Annotated in this window: 11 protein-coding genes; 7 read left to right on the forward strand and 4 right to left on the reverse strand. The window is 41.8% G+C overall.

What is annotated here, in order from left to right; translation table 11 throughout:
- Nucleotides 1–222 precede the first annotated feature (222 nt).
- Together aroG and VME0621_RS01190 are read left to right on the forward strand one after the other, a co-directional pair.
- Nucleotides 223–1,275, forward strand: a complete 1,053-nt coding sequence (aroG, locus tag VME0621_RS01185) for a 3-deoxy-7-phosphoheptulonate synthase AroG (RefSeq protein WP_062461497.1) — start codon at nt 223–225, stop codon at nt 1,273–1,275.
- A 110-nt stretch (nt 1,276–1,385) separates the two neighbouring features.
- Nucleotides 1,386–1,787, forward strand: coding sequence for a hypothetical protein (locus tag VME0621_RS01190; RefSeq protein WP_082795548.1), 402 nt, complete (start codon nt 1,386–1,388; stop codon nt 1,785–1,787).
- Between the two features lie 46 nt (nt 1,788–1,833).
- Here VME0621_RS01190 and VME0621_RS01195 read toward each other — a convergent pair whose 3' ends face one another.
- Together VME0621_RS01195 and msrB are read right to left on the reverse strand one after the other, a co-directional pair.
- The gene (locus VME0621_RS01195; RefSeq protein WP_370736745.1) at nt 1,834–2,928 is read right to left on the reverse strand and encodes a mechanosensitive ion channel family protein; all 1,095 of its coding nucleotides are present in this window, start codon (nt 2,926–2,928) and stop codon (nt 1,834–1,836) included.
- A gap of 258 nt (nt 2,929–3,186) precedes the next feature.
- Nucleotides 3,187–4,323, reverse strand: coding sequence for a peptide-methionine (R)-S-oxide reductase MsrB (msrB, locus tag VME0621_RS01200; protein ID WP_062461503.1), 1,137 nt, complete (start codon nt 4,321–4,323; stop codon nt 3,187–3,189).
- A gap of 126 nt (nt 4,324–4,449) precedes the next feature.
- Between msrB and VME0621_RS01205 the strand changes: the two genes are divergently transcribed.
- From VME0621_RS01205 to VME0621_RS01220, 4 genes are all read left to right on the forward strand, one after another.
- Nucleotides 4,450–4,848 carry an OsmC family protein gene (locus VME0621_RS01205; protein WP_038226897.1) on the forward strand — a complete coding sequence of 133 codons (399 nt, stop codon included), beginning with the start codon at nt 4,450–4,452 and terminating at the stop codon, nt 4,846–4,848.
- A 12-nt stretch (nt 4,849–4,860) separates the two neighbouring features.
- Nucleotides 4,861–5,730 (forward strand): YdcF family protein, encoded by an 870-nt coding sequence (locus VME0621_RS01210; protein ID WP_062461506.1) that lies wholly within the window; start codon nt 4,861–4,863, stop codon nt 5,728–5,730.
- 100 nt (nt 5,731–5,830) lie between these two features.
- Nucleotides 5,831–8,992, forward strand: coding sequence for a response regulator (locus VME0621_RS01215; protein WP_062461509.1), 3,162 nt, complete (start codon nt 5,831–5,833; stop codon nt 8,990–8,992).
- A 172-nt stretch (nt 8,993–9,164) separates the two neighbouring features.
- Complete coding sequence (locus VME0621_RS01220) at nt 9,165–10,079, forward strand: alpha/beta fold hydrolase (RefSeq protein ID WP_062461512.1); 915 nt, start codon at nt 9,165–9,167, stop codon at nt 10,077–10,079.
- A gap of 49 nt (nt 10,080–10,128) precedes the next feature.
- Here the strand turns inward: VME0621_RS01220 and VME0621_RS01225 are convergent, their stop codons facing one another.
- Nucleotides 10,129–10,584, reverse strand: a complete 456-nt coding sequence (locus VME0621_RS01225) for a methylglyoxal synthase (RefSeq protein ID WP_006074898.1) — start codon at nt 10,582–10,584, stop codon at nt 10,129–10,131.
- Nucleotides 10,585–10,729: 145 nt separating this feature from the next.
- Nucleotides 10,730–11,722, reverse strand: a complete 993-nt coding sequence (gene torT / locus VME0621_RS01230) for a TMAO reductase system periplasmic protein TorT (RefSeq protein ID WP_062461515.1) — start codon at nt 11,720–11,722, stop codon at nt 10,730–10,732.
- Between the two features lie 92 nt (nt 11,723–11,814).
- Between torT and torS the strand changes: the two genes are divergently transcribed.
- The gene (gene torS / locus VME0621_RS01235) at nt 11,815–14,736 is read left to right on the forward strand and encodes a TMAO reductase system sensor histidine kinase/response regulator TorS (RefSeq protein ID WP_065311643.1); all 2,922 of its coding nucleotides are present in this window, start codon (nt 11,815–11,817) and stop codon (nt 14,734–14,736) included.
- The last annotated feature ends 74 nt before the right edge of the window (nt 14,737–14,810 follow it).

Raw genomic sequence — 14,810 nt, forward strand, 5'->3', positions numbered from 1 at the left:
TTAATTAACTGTATGATTATTATTCAAAAATAGCTGTATTAATATATTTACACTGTGTCTAATTTTAAAAACGAGTAATTAATTTGCCTTTTTATTTAAATAGTGATTGAACTTATTGTTCGAAGCAGATAAGTTACAAGGAAAGAGCACGACATAAGTCACAAAATGGAATGCGGTCGTGTATCAAAGATGTAGATTTAAAAGAATAGGAAGAAGTAAGCAATGTTTCAAACTGATGATGTACGAATTAATAAAGTAAAAGAACTATTACCACCAGTTGCTGTTTTAGAGAAGTTTCCAGCGACAGAAGTTGCTTCTTCAACAACGTTTAACGCACGTAAAGCAATCCACAATATCCTTCAAGGCGACGATGACCGTCTGCTAGTGATCGTCGGTCCATGCTCTATTCATGACACTGAAGCGGCGATTGAGTACGGCAAACGACTAAAAGTACTGCGTGACGAACTTGGTGACAGACTAGAAATCGTAATGCGCGTTTACTTTGAGAAGCCACGCACAACAGTAGGTTGGAAAGGCCTCATTAATGACCCTTACTTAAACGACACATTCAAGATTAACGATGGCTTGCGTATGGGTCGTAAGCTACTCCTGGACTTGACTGATATGGGCATGCCAACGGCGAGTGAATTCCTTGATATGATCAGCCCGCAATATGTTGCTGACCTTATTAGCTGGGGTGCGATTGGTGCACGTACAACTGAGTCTCAAGTTCACCGCGAACTGTCTTCTGGTATTTCTTGCCCTGTAGGATTTAAAAACGGTACTGACGGTAACATCAAGATTGCGTCTGATGCGATTCGCTCTGCTAGCGCTTCTCACCATTTCTTGTCTGTAACCAAATACGGTCATTCGGCGATTATTGAAACCGCTGGTAACCCTGACTGCCATATTATTTTGCGCGGTGGTAAAGAGCCAAACTATAGTGCTGATCATGTAAAAGCGATCAAAGATGAGCTGACAGCGAATGCCCTACCTGCAAAAGTTATGATTGACTTTAGTCATGCGAATAGCTCAAAGCAATTCCAACGTCAAAAAGTCGTTGCTAGCGATGTAGCTCAGCAGATGGCTAACGGTGAAGACGCTATCTTTGGTGTAATGATTGAGTCTCACCTAGTTGAAGGCCGCCAAGATTTAGTAGATGGAGTTGCGCCAACTTATGGTCAGTCGATTACTGATGCGTGTATCGGTTGGGAAGATACTGAAAATGTACTTCGTGAACTGGCAGACGCTGTTGAAGCACGTCGTAAAGCATAAGCATTTTTGATAGATGTCTAAGCCCTTGGCTAACCGAGGGCTTTTTTATTGAATTATACAGTATGGCATACTATTATGTGTGGCCTTATCATATTTTTAGGTTAAATATAATGAAGCTGTCTATCCATCATATCCTCATCGTTTGCTTTAGCGTTCTTCTTCCTACTACCGTAAGTGCAACCACATTGACCAATGAACAACTCTGTACGGCAGGTCTAGCGCTTGCCATTGATAAACAACCACGTGGAATCAATACAAAAGGGCTAGCCGGAAAACAAATACTTCTGGCGTTAAAAGATGGTAACAACGACTGGGATTATCGTTGTCACGTGAATCGTTCTTCGAAAACAATAAAACTCGAGGCGAGAGAGTCTAGACTAAATGATGCTTACCTGAAGCAGGCTATCCGTTACGATGTTTCCAACAAGGCTAGATCCGTAGAGGTAAAGATGAAACGAAGAAATGGCGGATTCAAATCAGAAAAGTATCAAGCCAGACAACTCAAAAGCTAATGCGTTTTATGACGGAAAAGGGAGCATTAAATGCTCCCTTTTAAAGTCACTCAACAATGATGTCTTTCACAGTGGGGTGTTCGTGAATCGAGACAGGATCAAGTTTCAAAGTTTGCGTAGGGTAGGCGATATCAGCGTCATTTTTCTTAATAATGTCCATTACTTGTAATAAGACATCTTGCTTTACTTCATGATAGCGAGCCCAGTTTACTGTTTTGGTAAAGGTATAGATAAAAAAGTTAAGCGAAGAAGGACCAAATTTATCGAAATTCACCATCAGTGTCTGTTTGGTGTCGATATCTTTATGATTTTCTAGCATGGTTTTCACTTCATCAACAATCTGACTGACTTTGTCTCCATCGTCATAACGAAGACCAATCGTTTCATAGATTCTACGATTAAGCATACGAGAGGGATTTTCGACGACAATGTTGCTGAAAACAGAGTTTGGAACATAGAGCGGTCTTTTATCAAAAGTTCGAATAATGGTCATCCTCCAACCAATACGTTCTACAGTTCCTTCTATTGCTCGGTCTGGAGAGCGTATCCAATCACCAACCTTAAAAGGGCGGTCGAAATAAATCATCATACCGCCGAAGAAATTAGACAGTAGGTCTTTAGCCGCGAGACCGACAATTAAGCCACCGACACCACCAAAAGTAAGTAGACCTGATAGACTTAGGCCTAGCGCCTGCATTACTGTCAAAATGCCTATAGAGATAAAAAACAAGCGCGCTACTTTTGCTATGGCCTGAACGGTCGTCTCATCGCGCTTTTTCTGAGCCAAGACATGCTCTTCAACGTTTTGAATAAGTCGAAGAAAAATCCAGATAAAGGTTGATATAACAAGCAGTAAGTCAACTTTATTTAACCAACTTGTATCCGTTTCTGTATGAGAGCTCAACACTAACCCAATAGAGACGGTGGCAGGCCATAGCCAAATGAGGACACTAATTGGAGCCTTAACCGCTTTGATGAGTAGGTCATCCCATACAAGATTGGTTCTTTGAGTTAGTGCTTCAAGTCGCCCATAGAATATTCGCCAAATAACCCAAAGAAGGAAGCTACCACCAGTGATCAGCAGTAGATTACTTAATAGATCGTAGCCAAAAGATTGAATATAGTTTTGTAGTGTATCCATTGAACTATTCATCGCCGTTAGAAACCTTTCTTTAACTCAATGTCATTGTTCAGAACAATCAATGAGTAAATGAATTGTAATTATCGGATATTACTCAGGTTAATAAGGATAGTACATGCAGAAAGTGATTTTTATTTTATGGAACAGCTCCTTTTCTTGATACAAAAAAGAAACGCGATACCGAGAGTCGACTGGTATCGCGTGCGTTCAACCTTTGAAAAATGAGCAACACTTGCAGCATAAGTTTATGCTGCCCACTTATTGGTCAAACAAAGCTAAGTATTGTTCATAACCTTGCTGTGCAAGCTTTGATTTTGGAATAAAACGCATTGCCGCTGAGTTCATACAGTAACGCAGTCCTGTAGGAGCGGGGCCATCCTTAAACACATGTCCAAGATGAGAATCTGCAAATCTGCTTCTTACTTCAGTTCTTGGAAAAATCATCTTGTAATCAGTATTTGTGACAATGTAACTTTCGTTTATAGGTTTGGTGAAGCTAGGCCAGCCTGTTCCCGACTTGTACTTGTCAGTGGAAGAAAATAAAGGCTCTCCGCTAACAACATCTACGTAGATACCATCCTCTTTGTTATCCCAATACTCATTGTTGAATGGCTTTTCTGTACCATCTTCTTGAGTAACATAGAACTGTAACTCAGTAAGGGTCTGTTTGATTTCGTTGTCATTTGGCCTTGAATAAGGCTTTAATGAGCTTTTACTGGCCTGACTATCTATCATTTGGCGAAGGGTCATTGGATTATCTTTTCTGTCTTCACCGAAAATCTCATCTAGGTATTGGTCACGACCCGAGTTGTATCGATAGTATTTGTATTTCAAGCTACTTTTTTTATAAAAATCCTGATGATATTCCTCCGCAGGCCAGAAAGTATCAAAAGCAATCAACTCGGTAGCGAGAGGTTTTTGAAACACACCGAGTGAATCTATCTCAGACATAAATCGCTCCGCAATCTGCTTTTGCTCGGTGTTATGGTAGAAAATAGCAGGGCGATATTGCGGCCCTCGATCTACGAATGAGCCTTTATCATCAGTTGGATCAATATGACGAAAGAAGTAGTCAAGAACTTGCTCGTACGAGACTTCGTCAGCATCATAGATTACTTGAACAACTTCAATATGACCTGATTTGCCACTCGCGACTTGGCGGTAAGTCGGGTTTTGTTGTTGACCTCCCGCATAACCAGACACAACTTCTGTCACTCCAGGCAACTGTTCTAAATCAGATTCAGTACACCAGAAACAGCCACCCGCTAAAGTCGCGATCTCTTGATTCGCCGCTTGTGTTTTAGGGGAGTCTGCCATCCCCTCACGAGGTATAACAAGCCAAAGAAGTGGAACGGCCGCTACTATTGCAATAAGTAGTTTGGTGAATTTCGACATTAAAGCTCCAAATTAAGTAGTGTTTGTTATTTCTAGTAGACAGAGCAGCCCGGGGAAAAATTTCAAATTGCCGTTTTATCGGTTACTATCTCAGTCCTTACAATCAGTCGGACTGCAGAGGTTTATATGCAAGCGGAAGTGAAATGGATCGAAGGATTCAAGTTTTTAGGACAATCTCAATCTGGTCATTCAATCGTGATGGATGGCAGTGGTGGCGAAACCGCGCCAAGTCCGATGGAAATGGTTCTAATGGCAGCAGGTGGTTGTAGCTCAGTTGATGTAGTTGATGGATTAAAGTCAGAAAACCAAGCCGTAACGTCGGTAAATGCGAAGCTAACGACAGAACGACGTGAGATCGCACCAAGAATCTTTACTGCAATTAACATCCATTTTGAAGTCAGTGGCGACAATCTTGATGAAGCGTTAGTGGCTAAGGTAACTAAAGACTCATTAGAGAAATATTGCTCGGTATGTCTCATGCTTGGTGCCGGCGTTGAAATGACTCACTCCTGGGAAATTATTTAAAGGACGACATCGGTGAAAGAAAAGGAATTCGATCAACTTATCGTTGTTCTAGGAAAGCGCCTCAACAAAAATGCACTCACTCTGGAAGGGATGTCTAGAGTGGAAGAAATCTTGCGTCATGTTGGCAGCAATGACTGTAGTTCATCGATCATTGCATTTTGTGGTGGTATGACGAATGGGCAATCAGTTTCCGAAGCTCGATTAATGTTTGAAGCGTTTGAAACCGGCCTTTCATCGATGACCAACTCCAACATTGGCGCTGTTTTACTTGAAGAAAAATCAACAAGTACGGTGGAAAACATCATTCACTTGTCTGAGGTACTACTGGAAAGTGAATTGCTACAAAACGGTGCGCAAATCGAGGTTAGGTTCGTTTCGAATGATTACCACTTGGCAAGAATGTTTACTATCCAGTCCTTACTCGATGAGCAAGGTTTGCTACGCTACCTAAAATCTGAATGCCAGCGAGCAGGGTTGAATTTAAATATCTCACCTGACATAAAGTCACATTTCCCAGTACCTTATCCTCACAGCTGTATAAATGGACAGTTGTTCCTCTTGTTAGATGAACTGACGACATACCGCGTGTATTTGGAGGGGGTTAGGGATAAGGTGTACAGACGTCCTTTATCTGAAGTTATCGTAAAACCATTATCCATTGCCCATAGTGCATTAGCACAGTTAGAAGGTATCGTTTCGCCTACAACTCATGCTGTATTGTATGATCAACTGCCGGCTTTGAGGGCAGCAGTTGAAAGAACATCGTCAACAGAGAACACCAGTGATATAGAGAACGATCTTTCTTTATTCGACACTTTATTAAACTACTTAAATCGATATTTGGATCCTGAGCGTGACGAGAGTATTAAGTGGTGGCGATAACAGGCTTTTGGTAAAAAATTTCATTAAATTAGTCGATTAGTTCGACCTGTCTCTATGATGTCCTACACTCAAAGTATCTAAACTTTAGTTGGGCAAGGGAATGAGGCAACTTAACTTTTGGAATAATTTGTCGGTTCAACGTAAAATGGTTTTACTTGTGTTACTACCGATAGCACTGATTATCTTCTTGGCATCTCGTCAGATTTCTACCCTAAACCTCCAACTAAACAATCTTGAAAAAGTAGAAGCGCTAGTGCGTTTTTCAGAAATACTCTCTGATACACAGTCGCAGTCAAACAATACGAGGCTAAATAAGACGACGGTTGAGCTTTCCCCCGTTCTTGATTCTCTCCAGCAGTACGCCGCAAAAATATACGATGTGGAAGATCTAAAACGGATTGATAACATTCTTACTGACTATTTTGAAACGATTGAATCAATTAGAGAGAGCCAAGACATAGCGGAGACTAATGAGCTCGTTGATTGGCAAAATGAGAGTTACAAGCAATTACTGTTGTTTGTAGAGAAAACGCCATTAACAGCCGTGATCCCACAAGTTGGTGGACATTTGGTATCTGTCGCACAATTAGAGTGGCTAATGTTTTGGGCGGGGGAAGAAATATGGCAGATCAATACTTTAGTAAATGACGATCAAACAGATAGTGTTGCGATGCTATCAACAAGAGAATCGATAATTAACTTAGTGCAAAGCCAGCAACTTTTTGTAGAGAGATTTATCGCGATAAACGCCGATGAAACTCAAGTTAGTTTGTTGCTTAGAGCCTTTTCCAACCCTGCTTTTGAACAAAGCAGGGTTTTTAGAGAGCAGCTTTTAAATGCTAAGAGTGCAACTGATTTACCTGTAGCTGATATTAAGCTTGGAATGGAAGCGCTAGACTTAAGGCTTAATCTGATTCAGGGCGTGTCCCAGTCTATTGAAGTACAACTTAGAATTGAAATTCGAGAACTTGTCTCTGGTTTTGAAAAGCAAAGACTATTGTTTTTAACATTAGTTGGCGTTTTAACTATCTTGGTGGTGGGCATTGGGATAAGCCTTGCTCATCGTGTAACTCGTAACTTGAGCTTGGTCCTATCGTTCCTAGAGAATGAAAAAAGTATTGGAAACATGCCGCTTACGGCTCGAATTGGTGGTAAAGACGAATTGAGCCGTTTTGCACGTGAAGTCGAAAGGCTCACGAACGAGCAGCAAGAGAGTCAACGGAAATTACTCGAAGCTAAAAACGCGGCCGAGCAGGCGAAAGAGAATGCCATCGAAGCGAGTAAAGCGAAAAGTAGTTTCTTGGCGAACATGTCACACGAAATTCGTACTCCTTTAAACGGGGTTATCGGTATATCTGAAGTTTTGTCTGATACGGAGCTGACTGCTACTCAAAAAGATTACGTTGATACAATTGAGACTTCATCCCAACTGCTATTAAGCCTAATAAATGACATCCTAGACTTTTCGAAAATTGAATCAGGGATGCTTCAAATCAACCCGCACTCCACCTCTATTCGGGAAACGATTTATGACATCGCATCGATCGTGGCACCAAAAGTCAAAGAGAAAGGCATAGAGCTAAACGTTGATATCGACCAGAACGTTCCGTTTCGTGTTCTTGCTGATGATCATCGTATGCGTCAAGTGTTAATGAATTTTATGTCTAATGCCGTCAAATTCACTGATAAAGGCAGTGTTACCATAGGGGTACGCTATCAAGGTGAGTCTAATAATATGGCATCGTTGATGTTTGAAGTTCAGGATTCAGGTATTGGCATCGACAAAGAAAGACAATCTAAAATCTTCGAAGCGTTTGCTCAGGAAGATGATTCCACAACGCGACAGTTTGGAGGTACGGGTTTAGGATTAGCGATCAGCACTCAATTGATTGAATTGATGGGAGGGGAAATTCAACTTGATTCTGTGAAGGGAGTAGGGAGTCGCTTTTACTTTACCTTAGAACTAGCCATTGATGAAAGAGAGTACCAGCACCGAAGTCCATTAGTCTTAGATGAGCTCGTTATTGTTTGTGATTCATTAGCCTATGAGCGTCGTTTACGTACTGAACTTGGCTTTTATCAGCTGAATATTGCACGGGTTTGCCGTTCAATTCAGGAGGTTGACTTGCTCAACTCACACAACAAGACCTTATTAATCTATGTTGAAGGCGGAGACGTCAATTCAGATAAGGATGAAACACACTTTGCAGAGATTCAAGCTAATCGAACGGCGATATGTTTAATCAGGCAGTTTGCAAGCTCGAATAAGGACTTTGGCAATAACATTAGCGCACTCATTACTTACCCTTTGCTGGGTAATCGACTTTTGAAATCTCTTGAAGCTTGCTGTCGGACGTTAGATAAAGGGCTAGCTACTCCAAACAGCGACACTCACGCTACCAAACGAGTCAAAGTCCTATTAGTTGAAGATAATATCGTGAATCAAAAAGTAGCTAGCTTGCACCTCAACAAAATGGGGCTTGAATATGATGTTGCAAACAACGGCGTAGAAGCTATTGAGCATTACAAGAAAGATACAAGCTATGCGTTTATTTTGATGGACTGTATGATGCCTATTATGGACGGATTCGAAGCGACAGAAAAAATACGCAGTCACGAATCCGATAACCATCTACCTCATACTCCTATTATTGCTTTGACAGCGAGTGTGGTCGATGATGACATTCAGAAATGTTTTGACTCGGGTATGGATGATTATGTACCTAAACCCTTCAAAGCCGAAATACTAAAAGAAAAGATCGTATCTGCTATTGAGCTCAAAGGAGCGGTCGATAGTCCTGTTACGCTCGATAACAATACATCGATTGAACAGACACTTAAATCTAGGCCAGCACCGGTAGAGACGAAGTCTGTATCTGATGCTCTCTCTTCTGGAAGAGTTTTGTTGGTGGAAGATAATTTAGTTAATCAGAAGGTTGCATCACTACATCTCAAAAAAGCCGGTTTTGATTACGTGATAGCAGCTGATGGCCAAGAGGCATTAGAGCTATTTATCAGTCAAGGTAAGTTCGATGTCATTTTGATGGACTGCATGATGCCAGTAAAAGATGGCTTTCATGCAACACAGGATATCCGCTCGTACGAGAAAGAGAATGGATTGAACCCAACGCCAATAATCGCGTTAACAGCGAGTGTGGTCGATGATGATATTCAGAAGTGTTTTGATGCTGGAATGGATGCGTATGTGCCAAAGCCTGTTCGCAGAGAAAAACTCCTACATGAAATGAACAACTATCTATAGATTCTCCAGGCTCAGTCTTTTTAACAATGGTACTGCCGCAGCAAATATAGTGTCTCGAAAGATAGCATTGGTATTGTACTATTAGAGAAGTGCATACTTTGCTCGCTTGCTTAGGTGAACCGTCGCCACGAAACACCTACTATGAAGCAACCTAAATTACGTGAGTGTTTCGATGCTACTTATTTCGATTTCTATTCTTATATTTGCCGTTCTATTATTACCCATTATGCGTAACAAAGAGAAATGTTACCTCGACCAGTATAGCCGGGCCCTAGTTCCTGGAAGAGTTACCAAACTATCAGAGGGTTATGTTCACTATGAATTACAAGGTGACGAAAGTGGCGACGTAGTGGTTCTGATTCATGGTTTCTCTGCACCTTCATATATGTGGGAAAAAAACGTCTCTGCACTTGTTGATGCTGGCTACAGAGTACTCACATTTGATTTGTATGGACGCGGTTTTAGTGACCGACCCAATACAACGTATGATCGCCTGTTATTCGTTAACCAGATAGAAGATCTAACGCAGGCAGTTGTGCCGACGGATAAATTTCACTTGATTGGCTTGTCTATGGGAGGCGCAATAGTATCGGCCTACGCATCAACATTCCCACACAAAGTACTGAGTGTGGGTTACATTGCGCCGTTTAATCAGCCTATTGATCTTGGGCCATTGACATTACCAGTTATTGGCAAATGGCTTGGTTATAGTTTCTTTATTCCCAAACTTGCCGCTAATCAACTGAATGATTTAGTCTATCCGGAAAAACAGCCTAATTGGGAAAAAAGATTCGCAGAACAGATGCAATACAAAGGTTTCAGAAGAGCCATTATTGATACGGCTAATAACCTAATTTCCACAGATCCTAGCGAAGATTATAAAGTAGTCGGACTAAGTGGCATAAACAAGTTGGTCATTTGGGGTGACCAAGACAAAGTAATACCGGTTAAAGATGCTAGCAGGGTAGTTAATATGTTGGGTGAAAACACAACCTTAGTGTTATTGAAGAATGCTGGTCACGTATTGCAGTTTGAAGCAGCGGAGCAAGTGAATGTTGCACTGTTGGAACATCTAGCTCGGACTTAAAGTCGCAAATTGACAGCGCCAGCAAGTAACTGGCGCTTTGCTTGAGTACCTAGACTCGCTCTGCTAGATATGCATCGTAATCTGGGACTTCGATTTCAACTTCTTGCTCTAGAAGGTTCGACTCAAACAGGAAGTTGGCCGTTGCACGGTTTGTAGCTACAGGGATATTCCAAACACTAGCGATACGCAGTAGAGCTTTTACATCAGGATCATGCGGCACCGCGTTTAGTGGATCCCAGAAGAAAATCAGCATGTCTAGTTTACCTTCAGAGATCAACGCACCGATTTGTTGGTCGCCACCCATTGGGCCACTAATCATACTTTTGATTGCCAAGCCGGTCTCTTTACTTAACATGTGACCAGTAGTGCCGGTCGCATAGAGAAAGTGACCTTGTAACTTCTCTTTGTTCTCTTGTACCCAGCGCAGCAATTCTGGTTTGTAATGGTCATGTGCGACCAGTGCAATATGTTTATGTGCAGGCATGGTACGAATGGTTTTTTGCATTTGACTCAATTCCTAAGTGTTTATCTTCCAATTCCAATAACCAAGTATTGTCACATTCGTTATTGGAATTGAAAGGTATCAAGATACTTTGATGTTAATAGTTGTATTACTCAGTATCAATGAAGATAGCTGATATCTGTGACAGTTAATCTCCTTGGACTGAGAAGACAGGTCGGTAGCCTGTAGGAGATAGTGATTTTTCAATCGCTAGACTCGATAAGTGTGTCGGTGAAAGTACTTCAATACTCGGTGCTTGGTCTTTTTGAAATGGAATACCTCTCAAGTAAGAAGTGGCTTGGAGCAATGAGAGGCGACCTTGTTCAACCATTTTGTCTGTTGGAGCTAGTTGAACTTTATCTCGCAGTAACCCACGGTAAACACCGTGACTGAGGTAGATGGACAAAAGCTCAATACTATCTTCTTTCCCAGAACTTCGTAGTTCACTGATTGCTGCTTCAATCGCAACAGCGCTCCCAACAATATAGGCAAGACTATCGTGGTCCTCTATAACCTTTTGAACCAAGTTACGCTGTAACTCTTTGTCATTGTCAGCCCATAGAGTTTCTACTACATTGATGTCGCTATCTTTGATAGCTTCGAGAAACCCAAGAATGACGGGCTTCGTGCCACCACTAGAGCGAGGACCAGGTAGCAATGCTACAGGGGTGTTTCCTGAGCCCTTGGGGTGTTTCTTGGCAAGATAATCTCCAACTCTGTAACCCATCCAATACCAATCAACGCCAACCACGCCTTTCACGTGTTTAGATTGTTGTTTGTCGACGACAAGGTGATTAACGGTTGCAAAAACTGGTACATCACCTGTATAGACCGATAAATCGTGTGTGAATGCGGTAGGCGAGACGGTGCCCAGTATAATGGCATCCGCGTTCCATTGACGACAAGCGCTTAACTGAGCCCTTTGTTTATCAATATTAGGGTAGCCACCAGACTCTAACACTTTCAACTCTACTTTTTGCTCTTTGGCTTCTTGAACCATGCCGTAGTTAACGGATAGCCAATAGGAATCTTTGAGGTGAGGATAAATTGCACAGATCTTTTCTTGAGACGCGATGGCTTGCGAGCTAGAAATGAGCAAGGCAGCAGAGAAAATGGAATGGAATATGTTTTTTTTTGACATTGGTTAATCGTTTAGTGGCATCTCTATCTTCAACACTGCAAAATATAGCGTACTATCAAAGAGTAAAGAAGTGGATTCTGCCGGAGTGGTTAATGTTACTCGCTAAAGCCAGTATTGGCCGTAAATTATTATTCTCGTTTCTTGTTATGGCGATGTTGGTTCTGTTATCAACGGCTATCGGTGTATCAGGGTTCTCTTTTGTTGCTAAAACAGAGCGCAATGTAGTCGATACCGCTATTCCTTCAATGCTCGAAGCGCGTGAAGTATCAGAGTTGAGTACTCGTATCATCGCTTCTGTCCAAACCTTGTCTAATGCGAAAACCAAAGAACAACACCAAGAAGCCGGCAAGGTGTTATTTTCACGTTTGGAAGCGCTCCTCACTCATATAAAAACGTTAGGTTCAGACTCATTTGATTCGCAATTGCTCAACGAGCTTGAGAACTATGTCCAATCAATTATTGATAGTCTTGTCGAGCTTGGAGTTGCTGTGGAGCAATCTATTACATTGGATCAGTCTATTGATGATGAAGTCGAGCTTCTAAGAGTAAAAGCAGAAGAACTCGAGCAGCTAACGCGCACTCAGGTTCTTAACACCAGTACTATCGCCGTTGCGAACGTCACTCACATATATCGCTTACTGGAGCAAGAAAATAAAGCCGATGCCCTAGATGCGCTAGACAGTTTGGTAGAAGTCGACCTTGACTTGTCGGAACGATTACATGAGTTGCACTTATTGGCTTTTAAGACTCTAAATCAAATTGAGGAGAGTCGTACAGTTTCAGATCTCGGCCGAATTGAAGAACTGCAGAAGGACTACCAAAACAACATCAGTATTATGACAAGACGAGTCAAAGGGGTTGAAGACCCAGCTCGTTCTAAGCAAATGAGTGAGCTTTTGGCTGAACTATCTCAAGGAAAGCGCGTTTTCTCATTACTTACTCAGAAACACAATGTTAGACAACGCTCTAAGACGTTAATGCAAGAGACCCTAGAACAGTTTACGTCGTTAAACTCCACGGCGTCTAAGTTGGTCGATCAATCAAATGCGGCGACCACGAAAGCAGTGGCTGAGCTATCTTCGACATTAAGTTTTGCGCAATGGACGTTAACTCTTTTATCTATTGCAGGTTTTGTCGTTGTTGTTTTGATTGTATGGCGAGTGGTTTATGTGTCCGTAGTGAAACGTCTAGGTGAATACTCATCAGCACTACTTTCCATTGCTAAAGGCCAGTTAAAGGTGGATGTCACCGTCAAGGGTAATGATGAACTTGCTCATATGGGACAAGCCATCATCACCGCTCGCAATACTGCTCAGGCACTCAAAGTGGTTGCTGAGGCCGAAGCAGCGGCAAAAAGAGAGCTTCAAGAGCACAAAGAACATCTTGAAGAGATAGTAGCGGATCGAACGTTACAACTTCAGAAGAGTAATGAACGATTAAATCAAGAAGTTCTTAACCACGCTAAAGCGAGAAATGCTGCGGAACAGGCCAACCGCGCTAAATCAGCATTCTTGGCGACAATGAGTCACGAAATACGCACTCCTATGAATGGAGTTCTAGGTACAGCGGCTTTAATGGAAGAGACACCACTAAACAACCAGCAACAGAAGTTTCTGGATGTCATTAATCGAAGTGGTCAGAACCTGCTTGCGATTCTCAATGATGTGCTCGATTACTCTAAAATAGAAGCAGGGCATTTAGAAATCAGAAATAAGCCGTTTGATCTTTATCGTATGATCCAAGACTGCTATCAACTTATGTTAGGCAAAGCGTTAGAGAAAGGTCTCGACTTTAAATTTCATATCGAAAGTGACGTGTCTGATGTCTATTGTGGCGATGTAACTCGATTAAGCCAAGTGCTTAATAATCTCGTTGGTAATGCTATTAAGTTTACACCTTCCGGCCAAGTGGATATATACGTCTCACTCGATCCAGATGACGAAACGTGTGTCATGATTGAGGTCTCAGATACAGGAGTTGGTATCAGCCCTGAGGATCAGCTCAATCTATTTGACGCATTTACTCAAGCTGAAAATGGGTATTCGACTGCAGGCGGCACTGGGCTTGGCTTAGCGATCAGCCAAAAATTGGTCAAAGCGATGAATGGGGCAATTTACGTTGACTCCTACTTAGAAGAAGGTAGCCGCTTTTGGTTTGTTGTTCCACTGGAGCAATGCACTATAGATAAACAAGAAATAATCCAACCGCTTGGTATCACTAAAACGGTAAATGGCCGCATCCTGTTGATTGAAGATAATGCAGTTAACGCAATGGTGGCTGAAGGCTTTTTAATGAATATGGGACACCATGTCATTTGCGCTGAAAGTGGCCATGATGCAAAACATATTTTTTCTCATAACGACTTTGATATCGTCCTAGTTGATATCAACCTTCCTGACTGCAATGGCGTTGACCTAATGCATCAACTTCGTGAAATCGAAGATTCTCAAGCACAAAAACATCATGCGCCTATGATCGCCGTTTCTGCTCACGTATTTAGTGAGGAAGTTGAGAGCTACTTAGAAGCAGGTTTTGATGGCTACCTTCCGAAACCCGTAGATAGGGAAGCGTTAAAAGAGATGATACAAACGAAGTTAAAAGGCCGCGATTTCGAAATGAAAAATGAAGAACATGTAATTTCTACTCATGAAGAACCTGCTATTGAACAAACGGGTATTATCGATCCTAGTGTTATTGAGGCAGACATCAAAGTGCTAGGAATCGAAAGAATGGCCAAGATTGTAGACGCATTTACTCGTACAAGTGAGCAGACATTACACGAGTTAGAACAAGCAGCACAAATTGATAATGCTAAAGATATTAAGGCGTTAGCCCACAAAATGAAGGGCTCTGCAGGCTCTCTTGGCTTAAGTAGACTTTTTGAAATCTGTTTATCCATCGAATCTTCAGAAGATCAACTTGGACGATATTTAGAACTGCTGGAACCTTTGGTTGCGGCTCAGAGAATGTCCGTAGACTCACTGATAGCAGTACTGGATAAATATACAGACTGAACCAAAAGGTGACTACTTGCTGATATTGACATATAATTGACGTCATATCATGTCATTAATTTGTCGAGGTGCCA

This window comes from Vibrio mediterranei, assembly GCF_900088415.1.
Taxonomy (GTDB): Bacteria; Pseudomonadota; Gammaproteobacteria; order Enterobacterales; family Vibrionaceae; genus Vibrio; species Vibrio mediterranei.

What these genes read in the sequence shown, in the direction of transcription:
- aroG (WP_062461497.1), top strand. Translation starts at nt 223, where the DNA reads ATGTTTCAAACTGATGATGTACGAATTAATAAAGTAAAAGAACTATTA.
- VME0621_RS01190 (WP_082795548.1), top strand. Translation starts at nt 1,386, where the DNA reads ATGAAGCTGTCTATCCATCATATCCTCATCGTTTGCTTTAGCGTTCTT.
- VME0621_RS01195 (WP_370736745.1), bottom strand. Translation starts at nt 2,928, where the DNA reads ATGGATACACTACAAAACTATATTCAATCTTTTGGCTACGATCTATTA.
- msrB (WP_062461503.1), bottom strand. Translation starts at nt 4,323, where the DNA reads ATGTCGAAATTCACCAAACTACTTATTGCAATAGTAGCGGCCGTTCCA.
- VME0621_RS01205 (WP_038226897.1), top strand. Translation starts at nt 4,450, where the DNA reads ATGCAAGCGGAAGTGAAATGGATCGAAGGATTCAAGTTTTTAGGACAA.
- VME0621_RS01215 (WP_062461509.1), top strand. Translation starts at nt 5,831, where the DNA reads ATGAGGCAACTTAACTTTTGGAATAATTTGTCGGTTCAACGTAAAATG.
- VME0621_RS01220 (WP_062461512.1), top strand. Translation starts at nt 9,165, where the DNA reads ATGCTACTTATTTCGATTTCTATTCTTATATTTGCCGTTCTATTATTA.
- VME0621_RS01225 (WP_006074898.1), bottom strand. Translation starts at nt 10,584, where the DNA reads ATGCAAAAAACCATTCGTACCATGCCTGCACATAAACATATTGCACTG.
- torT (WP_062461515.1), bottom strand. Translation starts at nt 11,722, where the DNA reads ATGTCAAAAAAAAACATATTCCATTCCATTTTCTCTGCTGCCTTGCTC.
- torS (WP_065311643.1), top strand. Translation starts at nt 11,815, where the DNA reads ATGTTACTCGCTAAAGCCAGTATTGGCCGTAAATTATTATTCTCGTTT.